This is a genomic window from Syntrophorhabdaceae bacterium (assembly GCA_035541755.1).
Taxonomy (GTDB): domain Bacteria; phylum Desulfobacterota; class Syntrophorhabdia; order Syntrophorhabdales; family Syntrophorhabdaceae; genus PNOF01.
In genome coordinates, this window is record DATKMQ010000141.1 from 25,575 (window position 1) to 42,530 (window position 16,956).

The 16,956-nt window shown below is 56.4% G+C and carries 7 protein-coding genes; 5 read left to right on the top strand and 2 right to left on the bottom strand.

The features are described 5' to 3' along the window. Window positions 1-28: 28 nt before the first annotated feature. The 4 genes from VMT62_14020 to VMT62_14035 all read left to right on the top strand — a co-directional run bounded on the left by VMT62_14020 (window position 29) and on the right by VMT62_14035 (window position 5,876). Window positions 29-1,438 carry an MmgE/PrpD family protein gene (locus tag VMT62_14020; protein ID HVN97541.1) on the top strand — a complete coding sequence of 470 codons (1,410 nt, stop codon included), beginning with the start codon at window positions 29-31 and terminating at the stop codon, window positions 1,436-1,438. A gap of 65 nt (window positions 1,439-1,503) precedes the next feature. Beyond that, entirely contained in the window at window positions 1,504-2,892 is a 1,389-nt protein-coding gene (locus VMT62_14025) for an MmgE/PrpD family protein (GenBank protein ID HVN97542.1), read from the top strand. A 71-nt stretch (window positions 2,893-2,963) separates the two neighbouring features. Further along, window positions 2,964-4,424, top strand: a complete 1,461-nt coding sequence (locus VMT62_14030; GenBank protein HVN97543.1) for an FAD-dependent oxidoreductase — start codon at window positions 2,964-2,966, stop codon at window positions 4,422-4,424. A 99-nt stretch (window positions 4,425-4,523) separates the two neighbouring features. Beyond that, window positions 4,524-5,876 (top strand): MFS transporter, encoded by a 1,353-nt coding sequence (locus VMT62_14035; GenBank protein HVN97544.1) that lies wholly within the window; start codon window positions 4,524-4,526, stop codon window positions 5,874-5,876. On the opposite strand, the gene VMT62_14040 is transcribed toward VMT62_14035, so the two are convergent. Both VMT62_14040 and VMT62_14045 read right to left on the bottom strand, forming a co-directional pair. Continuing rightward, window positions 5,843-6,028: a hypothetical protein gene (locus VMT62_14040; protein ID HVN97545.1), complete on the bottom strand. Its 186-nt coding sequence runs from the start codon at window positions 6,026-6,028 to the stop codon at window positions 5,843-5,845. The genes VMT62_14035 and VMT62_14040 overlap by 34 nt on opposite strands. Then, window positions 6,006-6,818 carry a metallophosphoesterase gene (locus tag VMT62_14045; protein HVN97546.1) on the bottom strand — a complete coding sequence of 271 codons (813 nt, stop codon included), beginning with the start codon at window positions 6,816-6,818 and terminating at the stop codon, window positions 6,006-6,008. The genes VMT62_14040 and VMT62_14045 overlap by 23 nt, the downstream gene beginning before the upstream one ends. Window positions 6,819-7,670: 852 nt before the next feature. Here VMT62_14045 and VMT62_14050 point away from each other — a divergent pair. Next, on the top strand, window positions 7,671-16,956 hold a 9,286-nt coding region (locus VMT62_14050), incomplete at its 3' end, for a hypothetical protein (protein HVN97547.1).

Sequence of the window (16,956 nt, forward strand, 5' to 3'; positions counted from 1 at the left end):
AATATCGCACGAAGGAGGTTGTAAGGCCATGCCGGATCGTGAGATAGGACGACTTAATCCGCCGAAAGCCACAGAGGCTCTGTGCAGGAACGTTGTAGAGACCACGTTTGACGACCTCAGTGAATGGAATATCAAGTGTTTCAAAGACCGTCTTCTCGACACTACCGGATGTATCTTCGGCGGCGCCATTGTAAAGGACAATGAGGTTTTAGTGAATCTGTTCAGGCGATGGGGCGGGTTGCCGGAGGCGCCCGTTTTCTGTCACGATTTTCGCGCTCCCGTAAATAACGCCGTCATTCTCAATTGCGTGACGGCCCGGTCGAATGACTTCGGCAACATGTACTTCCACGTGCATGGAGAACGGACGCCCTCCCATCTGGGTGAAACCCTCATTCCGCTGGGTTTGACGCTCGCCGATATGCACAGGACGGACGGTAAGTCGTTCATAACAAACAACATAGTGGCCGAGGATTTGACTGCCCGCATTCTCTATACGTTCCCCGTGCGCTGGCCCGCGGACATGGAACTTGTTTCCACAGGCGCCACCGCACTCGCCTCCCGATACTACGGACTTGATGCCGCCGAAACCAGGGCTGCTCTTTCCTACGCGGCCACCAACGCCACCGATCCTGCCAACTCCTATTTCGACTATTCGCAGGAATTCAAGTATCACAACGGGGAGAGCGCCAGATGCGCCATAATGGCTTGCGAACTTGCAAAAGGAGGCTGGACAGGGCTCACGGACGCCTTTTTCGGCCACTGGGGCCTCGTGGTAAAGAGGACGGGCGGAGAGCTCCCGCCGCTCTATGACTATGCAGTGAAAGACCTGGGAAAGAATTATTTCATGGAAGAGAGCTTCAAGCAGTTTCCCGGGGGCATCCCCAACACCCCCGTGGGCCTTGCGGCGTTGGAGGTGCGCAAGCAGATGGGCGATAAAGTAAAGCCCGAAGATATCAAATCTGTTGAAGTGCTGCGCTCCGAGAATTCAGCCTTTAACTACTACTCCCAGCCATTTAGCAGCCCCACCCAGTTGAACGCCCTGTTTTGCTATCAGTTCCTGGCCTGTTGTGCACTCTATCACGGTTCCGTTAAAGTGGAGCATGTGCAGACCGAGGCGATCAGGTCCGATACGGGGCTCACCACACTTATCGGCAAATCGACCATGGGCGTATACGGGTCTGAGGATGGTACGCCCCTCATTAAAGGCATGCGAGTCAGAGTAACCATGAATAGCGGCTCTGTGTATGAAAGCACCAGGAATGCCGACGAGTCCATGCACGCCTATCCGACGAGGGAGTTTCTTGTGGCGAAATTCATGGACCAGTTCACGGCCTTCGGCAGGTTTTCCAAGGCCAGGGCAGACAAGATCATCGATTTGGCGTTGAGTATCGAGAACGCGAAAGATATGGGTGAGTTTACGGAACTACTCGTGCCGTGACGCGCTGAGGTCTTACGGCACCGCCCCGGCGTCCTTGCGGGGGAAGCAAAATAAGGAGGATGGACGTGAGAGATATCAGTGAGGACCTGGTGACCTTCCTGGTCGAGACTCAGTACGAAGACCTTCCGGCCGAAGTTGTTCATGAGACCAAGCGAAGTCTTTTGGACTCCGTAGGCTCTGCGATTGCGGGTATTGCCACCGATAAGGGGAAGATAGCCGTGTCGGTGGCGAGACGGGCCGGGGGTCGGCCTGAATCGGTGATACTGGGCGTGGGTGACCGCGTGTCGTCAAGCAACGCCGCGATGGCGAACGGTGAATTGATCAATGCCCTGGACTACGACGATATCCCCCATGTGCAACCTTTTGCGATACCTCCGGCACTCGCCGTGGCGGAAAGCACAGGGGCCTCCGGAAAGGATCTAATTCTGGCGACCACGCTCGCCCAGGAAGTCTGCAGGCGGTTTACCCTGGCTTTGAGCGTCATGACCAAGAAGTTGATGGAAGAAGCGAAGAACCCGGAGGTTTTTGGAAACGCGAACGAGTGCATAGTAGGGGCTACGGCAGGGGCAGCCAAGATACTTGGCCTCGAGACAGAGCGTATGGCCCAGGCACTCGGCATTTCTGCCTACCTTTGTCCGCTGCCCGTGTGCAGAAACTGGGAGGAAGCGGTGCCAAAATCCATGATCAAGTATGTACCTATAGGTTGGATCTGCAACGGAGCGGTCACAGCGGCTCATTTTGCCTGGGAAGGCTACACGGCTAACCCGAGGGTCTTCGACGGCGACCGCGGATTCTGGAGATTCTATGGCGCCGAGCGATGGGAGCCGGAGATGATCATGGATGAGCTCGGAAAGAAGTGGCGTTTTATGGAGAAGTCCTTCAAGCCTTACCCGTGCTGCACGTTTTTTCACGCCCAGTTGGACGCTTTCATCAGCATTATCGAGAAGAACCGGCTGCAGCCGGACGACATCGACAGCGTCGATTCCTACTCGATCCCCTTTGTCGCCAGTCCGGTTCCCTACGACGTTGAGACCCAGGTGGACGTTCAGTTCAGTCTGCCTTTCGTCTTAGCCGTGGCGGCCCACAGGATACGGGAAGGCGCAAAGTGGCAGGAGCATGAAACCATCAATGACCCCAGGATACGCGCCTTCATGAAGAAGGTTACCATGCATGTTGACCCTCAAATCATTGAAAAAAAGAAGAAAGACCCCAAGGCCTGGCCGGCCCGAGTGGAAGTAAAGGCTCTGGGGAAGACCTATGTGGGAGAGACGCTCTACGCAAGAGGCACGAACTTCACCGAGTTCAGGGCTACCGATGAAGCGCTGATGGAGAAATTCAGGCGTAACGCCTCAAGACTTCTTACACCGAATCGCATCGATCAGGCTATCGACCGCATCTTCAGCCTCGATAAAGCAGAAAATCTGTCACAGTTGACCGATACCGTGGGCCTGTGACTTACGTAAGGACAGGTTGAACCGAATGAGTCTAAGCGTCAGAAAAAGGAAAAAATCAAAGGAGGCTTGAAATGGCGAAGGTGATGAAGACTATCCCGGAACCCAACAAGACGATAAACGTGGTCCGTGAGTGCGACGTGGTGGTTGTGGGCGGCGGCCCAGGCGGTATCGGAGCGGCCGTCTCCGCTGCAAGGAACGGGGCAGATACGGTTCTTGTGGAACGATACGGCCACCTGGGTGGCATGGGCACGGGCGGCCTGGTTACGATCATCCCCTGTCTGTCCGATTTTGGCGGCACTATGCAGATCGGAGGTATAAACCAGGAGTGGATAGAACGCCTGACGGCGAGAGAAGCCGAAACCCATCCGCCGGCCGAAATCTGGGGCGCTACGGATCAGAGATTGACGTCGTACTGGAATGAACGGTCTTTCTTCACCGTACGGGAAGGCCACATAGTCTACGCGTCCCTCATTGACGCCGAGATTTCCAAGTGCGTGCTGAACGATATGGTCAAGGAGGCCGGCGTCAAAACGTATCTCCATTCGTGGGGCACCATGCCCGTCATGGAGGGTAATAAGACTGTGGGGGTCGTCTTCGAGAGCAAATCGGGCCGCCAGGCCATTATGGCAAAGGTCGTGATCGATTCCACGGGTGATGGCGATCTTCTCCCGTTCACAGGGGCGGGTTTTGACACGGATATCGACCCTTCGATCCGTATCGCCAATCTCTCGCTCTGCTACTGGATCGACAACGTCAACCTCATGAAGGTAGACGATTTCCGTAAAGCGCACGCTGACAGATGGGGTGCACTCATGGCTGACCTGACGGAAAAGGGCGGCCACCGGAGTTTCATGAGGAGTAACCTGAAACATCAGGAGCGCATCGTCTGGATCCACCCGCGATACGCCACGTCGAGCCAGATAGACGTGGAAGAATTGACAAGAGTGGAGTTTTTGGGACGGGAGAAGATGCTGCTCACCCACGATTTCTTGAAGAAGCGTGTGCCCGGTTTCGAGGACAGCTTCATCGTGCTCTCATGCCCTCAGCTCGGCACAAGAGGCGCGAGAAGGGTCCACGGAGACTACGTGGTAACGTCAAAGGACCTTCAGTCGAACGAGCCCTTCGAAGACACGATCGCCATATTCCCCGACCTTGACAGAGGCGACGCCTCGCTCAACCACCCGCTCACATATATCCCCTATCGGGCGATACTGCCGCGCGGTGTGGAGAACATGCTCGTGGCCTGTCGTGCCTTTTCATCCGATCAGGAGGCAAATAACTTTTTCAACCTTATCCCGCATTGTGTGGCCATCGGTGAGGCCGCAGGGACCGCCGCCGCCGTTTCCCTGACTCAGGGGGTGAGCGTGAGACACGTTAACTTTGCGTCGCTTAAGAAGCGGCTCATCGCCCAAAACGTACCGCTGCCCGATGCTTATCCGGGTAAGTACAAACGAGGGAAAGTTGGAGATATAACGGTATACGAGGCGCCTGCTTTTCCGAGACAGGGAAAGGTTTCGACTGCAACACACTGAGGACCTTCTTAAGGTTAAGGACGCTTACTCAACGGGGTGACTAACAGGGCGTTATGCCCCGATATAGTATGGTAAATCCAATTTCCGGGAGGACTGACCATGGCGAGTAAAGAAATAGCGGTAGGCAAGGTTTTTGACTCGATTTCGAAGACATCTTCATACCAGATTTGGGTCTGTTTTCTCTGTTTCCTGGTGACGACCCTGGATGGCTTTGATTTGATAATGATCGGAGTGGCTACACCCAAGATCGTCGAGTTTCTCCATATCACTATGCAGGCCTTTGGTCTTGCCATGGGCTTAGTCATCTTCGGGCCGCTACTCGGCGCCCTGGTCTTCGGTATGCCGGCCGACCGTATCGGCCGCAAATGGATGCTCATAGCGAGCGCACTTGTTTTCGGCGCAGCTACCCTGCTCACAGCGTTCATCACGAATGTGGGACAGCTGGCAGTGCTGCGCTTCTTTACGGGCCTCGGCGCAGGCGGGGCCATCCCCACCGCGTTGGCCTTCGGCTCTGAATACGCGCCAACCCGTTTGCGGAAGACCTTCGTGGCCGCCATGTACGCGGGTATGCCTGTCGGGGGCACCCTGGGCGGGCTCGTGGCCGCCTATTGTATTCCTCATTACGGGTGGCAGTCGCTTTTTATTTTCGGGGGCGCCGTACCCGTGGTCGTCGCTGTGATGGCAATGGTATTTCTCCCTGAATCGCTCGAATTCCTCGCCATAAAGGGCACCAATGACGAACGCATCCGTAAAACCTTTGCGAAAGTGGCGCCGGCAATCGCCGCGGATAAAGAGTATCACTTCCTGCCCTCCGAGAAGAAGCTTCCGGGCGTACCCATCAAACATCTCTTCATGGAGGGACGTGCATCGGTCACCATACTTTTCTGGCTTATCCTGCTGGGATCCCTCTATATTCTATCCCTCGTGGTTGCGTGGGCTCCTTCGCTACTGCATAAAAGCGGCGCGTCGGTCGTACAGTACAGTATAGCCTTTGCGTGCTTTAATTTTGGATCCGTGGTTGCTACCTTCATCATCGGCCGTATGATGGACAAAAGCAACCCATTTCGCTTGCTCGAAGTGCTCTTCGTTTGCTCGTTTTTCAGTCTCGTGATATTCGGAATCTTCTCTCGTAGCTCATTCGCCACAGTTACCGCCACTTCGATCCTGTGCGGACTCTTCGTGGCTGGCGCATTTTCAGGCCTTTTGGCACTCGTCACCGTGTCCTATCCTCCATATATGAGAGGTACGGCGGTGAGCTGGGCATATGCCCTGGCAAGAATTGGCAGCGTGCTCGCGAACGTCATAGGCGGCTACCTCATAACCGTAGGATGGAGCGTCACCCGTATCTGCAGTACGAACGCTGTGGTTGGTCTGATCGTTGCGCTGTTGATCATTTTCCTGCAAAAGCGCCTGGCTGCTCAGGCCGCCTGGTCGAGCGGCAAAGGGGCATAGACGGTACAAGGAGGATCGAGGAATGCGAGAAGATCGCCTGTCCCGGTCAGACTGTAGTCCTCGGTTCTCCTATCATCAAGTTCAGCCTCAAGGCTGGTATTTTCAGGTCTCAAAACCGCAGGGTTGGGATCAATTGAGGGGAATCCACTCATGGGTAATTCCTCCTGGCCTTACCCGGACCACGACAAAACCGTATTCGGGCTTACCAAAGTGATATTGACCGTAGAGTGGCGCCCCTCCCCCGCCGCTAATGATGTATGCGGTGCCGTCAATATCCATTTCATCAAAGAGATGGATGTGCCCGAGAAAGACGACAGGAGCCTTGGCGCCCTTGATGAGGTCCATTACCTCGCCCCAGTGCGCCTTATTCCGGTCGCCCACCATGGCGTGCACTGACCACCGTCGCACGGGCGGGGGCATGTGGAAGGCAACAACGCATATTTTTTCACTGGTAAGCGTTTTCCGCGCGAATGCCACGGTATCTGCGCTGAACACCCCCGTTGCGTTATCAAGGCCGATAATACGGATGCCGTTGAGATCAAAGTACCAGTTGGGCTCCCCCACGTATTTCCGATACGCATTCGCGCCTGAGCGAACATCGTGATTTCCAGGGACGTAAACGATGGGGACATCGCACGAGGCGATTTGCTGTGCATACTCTTCATATTCAACTGGCCGTCCTGTTGCTACCAGGTCTCCGGTGTGAAGAATAAAGAGCGGATGCAGATTTCTCACCCGATTGAGGATCCGATTGTACACCTCTCTCCCATCCCGGTTGTCCCCTGTCACAACGAAATCAAACCCTTCTTGAAGGTTCGCCCGGGCGGCAACGATTGCCTTGATATTTTCATCAAGAGACAAGGGCGCTGAAAGGGCCGGCGACAAGGCCCACATAAGAATCATCACTACGAAGCCAGGAATGAGTAGACGTCGCTTCTTCATGGGGGGTCTCACCTCCTCAACGGGGATATTTCACTCTATCATTTTTCGTTGTCCAAGTATCCATGTTTTTCGTGAGCACGGCGGTGGCGTTGACGCAACGCCTTTAGAGTATCTGATGTCGACAATCATTGGCAAAAAAGGACCAAATCGGCGCTCGTCTTTCTTTGGCCAGAAAAATAGATGGGGCCTGTCTGAGAGAATGATCATCTCGGATCCCTATATAGGTAAGTGTGTTACAAACGATAACTGACAATTATATTGAAGTACAGCGGCTCATATTTGAGAACCATTGGGGGTTCGGGATTGAGGTGATAAATATCACAGTTTCTTGTTGACAAAACGCATATTCGCCAATAAAATTCAGTTGATTGCACGTGTATAACGTAATGATAAGTTCCGTGCGCAGGTATCGAAGGACCGGCGGAATCTTTCGAGAGAAACCTGAACGGCAACTCTTTTCAACTCGCGCTTCATACAGAACAGGTTGACAGAACGCGATATCAGGTTTCAGGATTTTCAGAGAAACACAAACGGAGAAATAGTTCGGGGAATCATCGGGATGGATAGGCTCGAAACGATCCACCCATCCCCTGTCGATAGGGTTAGACCGCTTTTGGCCGACAAAGCCGGGTGTGTAATCGTCTGGCTGACTGCGATCCGCAAAAGAACAGACTGTTTAAGACGGGTACGGTGACAGAAGAGCCGACGATAATTATGGGCAGAACAACCACAGATGTTACTGACATTCAGTACCGGACCTCGACAGCATTACCTGTCTTGTAGAATGCAATGATGCGCAAAATCGGGGAATCGCCAGGTTTCTAAATGAAATGACCATGTTGAGAGGGTGCCATGAGGCCTAATAAAAGATTGAAACAGCACTTTTCTATGGTAGGCAGATGCGTATTTCTGAGCGTGTTCACCGCGTGCTTTCTTTGCTCAATTTTTGCCGCTCAAATCCAGGCGGCCTGCATAGAGGATGCAACCGGAGCCATCATCTGCAGCGGCACAGACGTAAACGGAGTCCGTACGGGCGATGCTGCCGACACGATTACTGTTCAACCGGGCGCGACCGTCTCTGAGACAGTTCAACAAACCGTTGTGACAACGGCAGCAGCCGGCGCCACGACCATTGACGCGGGGGATGGCGAAAATACGGTCACGAATGCAGGCGAAGTAACGGCAACGGCCGGCGCGACAGCTCAACCTTCGGGAATATCGGCTTCCCAAGCAACGGCAACCGCCACGGCCGTGAAAACGGGAGATAATGCAGATACGATTTCCAATGTTTCCGGGATTGCTTCCACTGCTACATCCTCTGCCACATCTCCCAACATATCTCTGACGCTCTCTGCCGCCACCTCCTCTTACAACTCAACCTATTCGGATGCGACGGCCACAGGCATTGACGGGGGCATGGGCCAGAACCAGATTACAAACGCCGTGGCAGGCAGTGTCACGACATCCGCTACTTCAAACAGCACTGCTCCTGTTATAGGCATAAGCGTAGGCGATCATGCCCGCGCGTATGTCAGCGTGAGGGCGGAATCTGAATCCACGGGTATGCGCGGCGCGGGATCAGTGAGTAATTTAGGGACGCTCAACGTGACCGCCACATCGGGGGCCAACACGGGAGCAGTTCAGGCCACCATTTCGGGTTCGGCAATTGCGGATGCTTCTACGGGGGCTGACGCCAGTGCGACGGGCATAGCCGGAAGCGCAAGTAGCGACACCATTAACTCGGAAGGCAAGATTACGGTCGCTGCAACAGCCACAGCCGAGGGAAGCCTCGATCTTGAGGGCAGTGCAACAAACGTGGCTATCGATGCCTCCATTCATGCCGGCGCCACCGCCAAAGGCATAGACGGTAACGGAGGAAATGATTCGATCACCAACTCCTCCACGCTGACCGTAAACGCAACGGCCAGTGTCACAAACGACAGCAGCGGTTCGAGTTATTGGGCGCCAGGCATGACCAACGCCTCAACGAGCTCAACGGCTCTAACCACGGGCATCGCGGGTGGTGACGGCACGGATACCATTACGAACAATGGGACAATCACGGCTTCAGCGCTGGCAACCACAGAGGTATCTAACGTTCTCACATCCTACGGAATTGAGAAGGCGGTGGCAACTCAGGCGAACGGTGGCGCATCCTCTTCTGCAACTGTTTTTGGAATAGATGGACGCGGCGGTACAGACACCATCACCAACAATGGCACCATCAACGCCTCCGCCACGGCAACCACCTCTTCAGCCGGTGTGTTGCTCACGTATTTTGGCCTCGGTATGTTCTCCATTCCGACCACAGCAACCGCCGAGTCTACAGGGATTGAAGGTGGCGCAGGATCCGATACCATCACAAACGCCGGCACGCTGTCAGCGACTTCCACGGCGACTGCCTCCACAACGGGCGTGTCCGTGTCGGGCCTCCAATATGACGTGCTCTCCGACGGCAACTCAAGCATCAGTGCTACCGCCACTGCGACCGGGATTTCGGGAGGCGCCGGAGATGACACAATTTCCAATGCGGGGTCGGTCACGGTTACGGCAAGCCCAACCGCTTCGACAACACGGGTCGGCGTGGAGGCCGTCGGTTCTTCGCGTCTTGATGCCGACACCAGGGCAACCGCTACCGCTGTCGGGATCGCAGACGGCGCAGGAGACGATCATATCACCAACGAATCCGGCGGTCTGATCACGGTCAATGCAAACCCGACCGCCACTGCGACCGGTGTTGACGTAAGAATGATCGGAGTCCCGACTGTGGCATACGAGTTCTTTGCCCAAAAGGACCTGGAAAGCGCCCGGACGGTGACGCAGGCCGCGGCCACAGGCATTGACGGCGGGGCCGGCAATGACACTATCACCAATAACGGGACGGTGCTTGTCGGCGCATCCGCTGATACGGATTCCGAGACCTGGTCGGTCACAATAACACCACCTCTCGGTGCGGTGTCGGGAATCGCAGCCTCATCCTCTATCGCCACGTCGGCAGGGGTGCTCGCGGCAGAGGGGGGAGGCTCACAGAGCACCTCTTCCGGCACAGATTCTCTGATCAAGGCCGGCACCGGTGCTTATGCCGTGACGGCGGGGATTACGGGCGGTGACGGCGCCGATACCATTACGAACAATGGCTCCATCACGTCAGGTGCGACGGCAGATGCGTATTCAGTCGGCGTCACGTTGAGTTTAGGCTTCGGCAAAGGCGGCGTGATGAGCATTCTTCCGAGCGTGGCACTCATCAATACGGCAACCACTGCGGATGCGGCAGCCACAGGTATTGATGGCGGTACGGGGGATGATCACATCTATCAGAATAACACGATGAACGTAACAAGCAACGCATATGCGACGAGCGCAAGCATCGGTATTGATTTTAAGGGGTCCTGGGGGCCGGGGTTTGCCTGGGGAGGAACCATAAGCGATAGCTCGACCACGGCCACCTCCCAGTCCACAGGAATCGCAGGTGGAGACGGTGACGATACCATTACGAATTCCGGGGCCCACGGAATCACAGTCGTGTCCGGGGCCGACGCCGATTCGACGTCCGTGAGCGCCACCGTGATGTGGGCGAATCAAGGCGTGGCCGGAGGTATAACGTATCTTGAGGATTCGACCACAGCTCAGGCGAGCGCCGTCGGAATCGACGGAGGACTCGGCCGAGACACCATAACAAACAGCGCGGGCCTGACCGTTTCAGCCACGGCCGAAGCCACGAGCGCAGCTGTGAGTATATCGGCTGCAGGCACAGAGACCGGTGTTTCCCTGGATGGCGCCCTGACCAAGGCAGCCCTTACAGCCACCTCCAGCGCCACGGGCATTGACGGCGGCGTTGGTAATGATACGATTACCAACACGGCCACCATGGCGGTTTCCTCATCTGCTGATGTCGACAGCGCCGGTGTTTCTGTGGGACTTGGTTTTTCTAAAACGGGAGTCGTAGCGGGCGTTGCTGCCGCCGACGTCGGGGTAACGGCTACTTCGACAGCCGTGGGGCTTGCGGGCGGCGCAGGAGACGACACCGTTACCAACTCGGGGACCATGACGACTACAGCTTCATCAACTATCTCTGCGGCCGGGGTTTCGGTGCAGGCCGGCTATGCCGTGAACGGCGTTGCCGCGGGCGGGGCGTTGGTAAAAGGCAAATCCGTGGCAGAAGCCCTTGCCACCGGGATCGATGGAGGGACAGGTGATGATACGCTGACGAATTGGGGTAATAACACCGTTACCGCCACATCCACCGTGACAGCGGCCAGTGTGGGCGTGAACCTCGAAGGGACCTCGGCAGGACTGGCGGCGGGGGCATCCGTGGTGGACGGAAACAACACGGTTGATTCACGAGCCACGGGACTGGCCGGCGGCGCGGGCAACGACAAGATCTATAACTACAACCAGACTACCGTAAGCGCAACCACTGACAGCACACGCACCAATTTTTCCGTCACAGGTACTTTCTCTCTGGAGGGCATGTCGGCCGGAGCGGCCTTCGCCAACGCCTCGAACACGGCAACAGCCACAGGCACAGGCATAGATGGAGGTGATGGCGATGATACCATTATCAACAATGGGATCCTCAAGACGGATGCTACGACCACGGCAACAACCAACAGCGTTTCCATCGACGTCAATATTTCTGCCGAGGGCGTGAGCGCGGGGGCATCTGTGGCCAAGGCGTCGTCAAGTAGCACCGCTTACGCAACCGGACTTGCCGGCGGAGCGGGCGATGACACTATCGAGAACCAGAGTTCCGGTGTAATCTCCGGCACCGCTCATGCTACGGCAAAGGTAACGAGTGTTTCCGTCGACATATCCGATGTCAGTTTCTCAAAAGCCGATGTAACGACCACAGTTGAGGCCCGCTATACGGGCATGGACGGCGGCGCAGGGAACGACACGATGAGTAACCTGGGGAGCATCAACGTGAATTCTGTTTCCACAGCCACCGGGAACTCTGGAACGGGCAGCATTACGGGCTACGGTTCGGCCGACGTGAGTGTCACAGGCACATCCATCTCCACCGGTATGGACGGCGGTGACGGTGATGACAAAATATACAATTGGAACGCGATCAACGCCGCGAGCACGGCAACATCCGATGGCGTGTCGGTGGCGGTCAATCTGCTTGGTGCAGGCTTTGCCAATGCTTCTACCACGGCGAACGCTTACGCAACCGGGCTTGCGGGCGGCGCAGGAACGGATACCCTGGAGAACCATGGCTTAATCACCCTCACCGCCACCTCCGATGTGAACCAGACCGGCGTCTCTGTGCGGCTCGGGGGATACTCCGACTCAGATGGTAGCAACACCTCTCAGGCAACGATCACCGGCATGGATGGCGGCGCAGGCGATGACACCATGACGAACTACACGGGTGCAACCATCACCGGTACGGCCACCGCCAAAGCCGAAGCGGTCTCGGTTCCCATAGCCCTTCTTGGCGCCTCCAACGCGGACGGTACCACCCAGGCAGTAGCCACCGCCTACGGTATGGCGGGCGGATCCGGAAATGACACCATGCACAACTACGGGACCATCACGATCACTGCCAACTCCACGCCGACAGGGAAATCCGGGGGCGGCACAGTTGGCGGTTATGGAGAAGCCGACGTAGGAATCACAGCCACGGCGATCACCGTGGGTATGGACGGCGGCGAGGGCGACGACAAGATATATAACTGGAACGCAATCAACGCCACGAGCACAGCAACAGCCAAGGGTTTGTCTGTGACCGTCGATCTACTTGGCGCAGGCTTTGCGAATGCTTCTACCACGGCCAATACCACTGCCACGGGACTTGCCGGCGGCGCAGGAACGGATACCCTGGAGAACCATGGCTTAATCACCCTCACCGCCACCTCCGATGTGGACCAGACAGGTGTCGCCGTGGTGCTCGGGGGATACTCCGACTCTGATGGAAGCAACACCTCTCAGGCAACGATCACCGGCATGGACGGCGGAGCGGGCGATGACACCATGACGAACTACACGGGTGCCACCATCACCGGTACGGCAACCGCAAAAGGTGAGGTGGTCAACGTCCCTGTAGCCCTTCTTGGTGACTCCAATGCAGACGGCACGACGACTGCAAGAGCCGCTGCGTACGGCATGACAGGCGGAGCAGGGAACGACACCATGTACAATTACGGAACGATCATCATCACTGCCAACTCCACACCTACCGGAAAATCGGGCGGTGGTACCATTGGCGGCTACGGGGAAGCAGATGCGAGTGTCACGGGCGCGTCCACAACCGTGGGCATGGACGGCGGCGAGGGCGACGACAAGATATACAACTGGGGCTCAATTAACCTGACGAGCACAGCAACATCCAAGGGGGTCCCCGTGACAGTAGATCTGCTTGGCGCAGGCTTTGCGAATGCTTCTACCACGGCCAATACCACTGCCACGGGACTTGCCGGCGGCGCAGGAAACGATACGCTCGAGAACCATGGCTCTATCACCCTCACCGCCACCTCCGATGTGGACCAGACAGGTGTCGCCGTGGTGCTCGGAGGATACTCCGACTCTGATGGAAGCAACACCTCTCAGGCAACGATCACCGGCATGGACGGCGGAGCGGGCGATGACACCATGACGAACTACACGGGTGCAACCATCACCGGCACAGCCACCGCCCAAGCCGAAATGATCTCCGTCCCTGTGGCGCTCCTGGGTGATGCCAATGCGGACGGCACGACCAGGGCAATAGCCACCGCCTACGGCATGGCGGGCGGATCCGGAAACGACACCATGCACAACTACGGGACCATCACGATCACTGCCAACTCCACACCTACCGGCCAGTCCGGAAGTGGTACCCTCGCCGGTTATGGAGAAGCCGACGTAGGAATCACAGCCACGGCGATCACCGTGGGTATGGACGGCGGCGCAGGCGACGACAAGATATACAACTGGAACGCAATCAACGCCACGAGCACAGCAACAGCCAATGGTTTGTCTGTGACCGTCGAAATGCTCGGTGGCGCCGGGTATGCCAATGCTTCTACCACGGCCAATACCACTAGCACGGGAATGGCTGGTGGGGCCGGAAACGATACGCTCGAGAACCACGGGCTAATCCATTTGACGGCAACCTCGGACGTGGACGACACAGGTGTCTCTGTCACCCTTGCCGGTTATGCCAGCTCCAACGGAGCGAACACGGCCACGGCAACGCTTATCGGTATGGACGGAGGCGCAGGCGATGATACGATGACCAACTACGCCAATGGTACCATAAAGATAGTGGATAACGAAACCACTCTCGACCCGACGGCGAGTGTTCACATGTCGTCGACCACTATTGAGCTTGCAGGCGATCAAAGGGCGGATGGCGGAGCGGTTGCCACGGCTATCGCATACGGCATGGCCGGCGGGGCTGGAAATGATATCATCCAAAACGCCGGCGCGATTACGGTGAATATAAGCTCAGCCATTTATGCGTCTGCCACCTCGGCCTCACTCTTCGGGAAAGGCGTGTCCAACACGAGTGGCAGTTCCAATACCACGGTCGTGGGAATGGACGCGTCAGACGGCGATAACACCGTGACGAATTTTTCAACGGGCGTCATGACACTTACCGCAACGGCCACGGGACAGGCCGGCGGCTACACCCTTATGCTTGGCGGAGACGCAGACGCAACGGCCGGAACCAGCGCCACTGCCTCAGCTTACGGCATGCGAGCAGGAGGGGGCGCGGATTATCTGTACAATTATGGGACAATCGGCGTTACTGCCGCCTCCACGCTCACCGATTCAAGTTCATCTTACACGTTATTCGGGACGGGGACCACGAGCTCAAATGACACCGCTTCTTCTCTTGCCGTGGGCATGGATGGCGGCGATGGCATCAACACGATTTTGAACGGTAGTGGCGCCCATTTAACGGTCAGCGCCACGGCCAGTCCATCGGCGGACAATGGTTCAGAGACGTTCGGGGGTACGGCGGAAGCGGACGCGAATTCCACGGCCACAGCCACGGCAAAAGGGATCATAGGTGGCGCAGCAAGGGATGTTATTACCAATGATGGAAATCTGGATATAGATGCATACGCCAATGCGAAGGCCATCACAAACGCGGCGCTATTCGCGGGACGTGCGACCGCATATTCAACGACCGCCATGACGGCACTCGCCGTTGGAATAGATGCGGGCGAAGGGCAGAACACGGTGACAAATAATAAAAGTATTTCCGTGGACGCGACCACTGAGGTGTCGTGTTACTCAAAGGCCGACACGGACCTCGACAGGACAAATTCCAATGCGCAATCGTCTTCCGACGTGTCCGCTTTTGGCATCCATAACGGTAACGGCGACAGCACTATTACGAACGGACAGGGCGGCACCATAATCGTTCATTCCATCGCCCGGAGCCTATCGTTTGCTGTGGACGGAGAAGGCGCACCGGTAGAGCGGACGACCGCTGTTTCGGATGAGGTTGCCAACGCGAGCGCAATCTTCGCATCGAGCGCCACGGGCATGCACGCCGGAGATGGAAACAATACGATCACCAATCTCGGAACTCTCACGGTTACAGCCGAGACTACCCCGGATTCGCATGCACTGGCCTCCTCCATGGAATATACGGCTACCGCCACTGCTATAGCGGGGGGTCACGCAGATGCCATGGGCATCAGGGCAGGGAACGGAAACAATACCATAGCGAACAATGGACCCCTGACCGTAACCGCTACTAATACGGGAACAGCGCTCGCAGATTATACCTCTACCCATCTTGACCACGCGATCGCCTACGCCGGGGCCGGTGATGTTTCGCTTACTTCAACGGCCACGGGCATTTCGGTTGGCAACGGATTTAATACAATTGCAAGCAGAGGTGATATTACCGTGACGTCCACCCTTACCTCCAATGCGCACGGCCACTCCAACACCGATTTTGCCGATAACCGTGGTGATGCATACGCCGGAGGAATTGCTACCGCCACCGGCATTTCCGCAGGAGACGGTCAAAACACAATCAGCAATTACGGGAACATGACAGTGACGGCCTCAGCCAGCGTGTTTGCGTATGGGGATGGGGAGGATTATGCCACAGCGCAGGCAAGTTCTCAAGCACACGCCCGGGGCATCATCACCGGAAACGGAAACAACACAGTGACCAATTACGGCACGATTACGGTAACCGGGGTCACGAGCTCGATGGCTGCTGTGAGTGTGGGCTCGGATGCAACCGCCACCGAAAGGCGCAGCGCCGTCGGCATTGAGACAGGAAGCGGCAATGACCTCGTGACAAACTACGGAACGATCGAGACCAAACAAACTCAGAAGACCTGGTTTTTTGACATATCCTCGCCGGGTATTGCCATCTCAACCGGAGCGGGGAACGATACGGTTGTGCTCGGCGCGGGCTCCGTAACTACGGGCGCGATAGACCTGGGTTCCGGAGACAATACCCTGGAGTTCTTAGGAACGGCCACAGTCAACGGCGATATCCTGCCCGGACCTGGAAACAATACGCTGGTTTTTGATGGAACAGGAACGCTCGGCTACGACTTTTCAGGATTTGAAAATACGATCAAGCAGGGCGCCGGCACCTTCACCCTGGCAAGCCTGCCTACAATGAATAGCCTTACAATCAAACAAGGGACCCTGCAGGTGAACAACAGTTATGCCATGGCCAACAACAGCAGCTTCAGCACGTACCTGTACGGTAACAACGGCGGCGCTGGCCTTTTGTCGGTGAAGGGCACGGCGTCGCTTGCGGGTGCGTTGACCGTAGTCAAAGGACCGGGGTATTTTTACAACGGCTCCCTCTACAATATTGTTACAGGGACCTCCGTTACCGGGGCTTTTTCCGGTGTTACGCTTCCTCAGGCCACCCCGATGCTTAGCTTTACCATGGTTAAGACTCCCAGCGCCTTACAGGTCGAGGCACTAGCCAGGAGCTTTACGCTCTTTGCTGGCGACCCAACCGGGCAGGCAATAGCGGACTATCTCAACAGGATTCAGCATACGAATTCCAGCGATCTATTAGGGGTCCTCGCTCAGATGCAGAATCTCCCAGCTTCACAATTCAACCAGGCCTTCTTGAGTTTAAGCCCGCAGTCATATGGCATTTCCACGAGGGCAAGCTACACAGGTTCATGGCAGAATACAGGGTCTCTTCAGCGCCGCA

Coding starts and splice junctions, on each gene's coding strand:
- VMT62_14020 (HVN97541.1), top strand. CDS start 29: ATGCCGGATCGTGAGATAGGACGACTTAATCCGCCGAAAGCCACAGAG.
- VMT62_14030 (HVN97543.1), top strand. CDS start 2,964: ATGGCGAAGGTGATGAAGACTATCCCGGAACCCAACAAGACGATAAAC.
- VMT62_14035 (HVN97544.1), top strand. CDS start 4,524: ATGGCGAGTAAAGAAATAGCGGTAGGCAAGGTTTTTGACTCGATTTCG.
- VMT62_14040 (HVN97545.1), bottom strand. CDS start 6,028: ATGAGTGGATTCCCCTCAATTGATCCCAACCCTGCGGTTTTGAGACCT.
- VMT62_14045 (HVN97546.1), bottom strand. CDS start 6,818: ATGAAGAAGCGACGTCTACTCATTCCTGGCTTCGTAGTGATGATTCTT.